The 1,119-nt window shown below is 61.8% G+C and carries 1 protein-coding gene; it reads left to right on the forward strand.

What is annotated here, in order from left to right; genetic code table 11:
• A partial coding sequence (locus tag J7412_RS21750; RefSeq protein ID WP_209081978.1) for an AMP-binding protein occupies positions 1 to 1,119 on the forward strand: 1,119 nt, incomplete at both ends.

Genomic DNA, 1,119 nt, shown 5'->3' on the forward strand with positions numbered 1-1,119 from the left:
GATGATCCCAACGAGCAGGCGCAGTCGATCACCTATGCTGACCTGCACCGCCGGGTCTGCCGCATGGCCAATGTGCTGGAAACCATGGGCGTGCGCAAAGGCGACCGCGTTGTGATCTATCTGCCGATGATCCCCGAGGCTGCCTATGCCATGCTGGCCTGCGCTCGCATCGGCGCGATCCACTCGATTGTCTTTGCAGGCTTTTCTCCTGACGCCCTCGCCGCCCGCATCAACGGCTGTGACGCCAAAGTGGTGATTACGGCGGATCACGCGCCCCGCGGCGGCCGCAAGACCGCGCTCAAGTCCAACACCGACGCGGCCCTCCTGCACACCAAAGACACCGTGAAATGCCTCGTTGTGAAACGCACCGGCGATCAGACCACCTGGGTTGACGGGCGTGACTATGACTACAACGAGATGGCGATGGAGGCGAATGACTACTGCAAGCCCGCAGAAATGAGCGCCGAAGATCCGCTGTTCATTCTCTACACCTCAGGCTCCACCGGCCAGCCCAAAGGCGTGGTGCACACCACCGGCGGCTATCTGGTCTATGCCTCCATGACCCATGAGTACACCTTCGACTACAAAGACGGCGACATCTTCTGGTGCACCGCCGATGTGGGCTGGGTCACGGGCCACAGCTATATCGTCTACGGGCCGCTGGCCAATGGCGCGACCACAGTGATGTTTGAAGGCGTGCCGACCTATCCGGATGCGTCGCGCTTCTGGCAGGTCTGCGAAAAGCACCGGGTGAACCAGTTCTACACCGCGCCAACCGCCCTGCGCGCGCTGATGGGGCAAGGCAATGAGTATGTGGAGAAATGTGATCTCTCCTCTCTGCGCATCCTTGGCACCGTGGGTGAGCCGATCAACCCGGAGGCCTGGACCTGGTACAACGACGTGGTTGGCAAAGGAAACTGCCCCATCGTGGACACCTGGTGGCAGACCGAGACCGGTGGCCATATGATGACCCCCCTGCCCGGCGCCCATGCCACCAAACCGGGTGCGGCTATGAAGCCTTTCTTTGGCGTCGCCCCTGTGGTGCTGGATCCGCAGTCCGGCGAGGAAATCAGCGGCAATGATGTGGAAGGTGTGCTGGCCATTGCCGACAGCTGGCCC

This window comes from Shimia sp. R9_3, assembly GCF_017743755.1.
Taxonomy (GTDB): Bacteria; Pseudomonadota; Alphaproteobacteria; order Rhodobacterales; family Rhodobacteraceae; genus Shimia.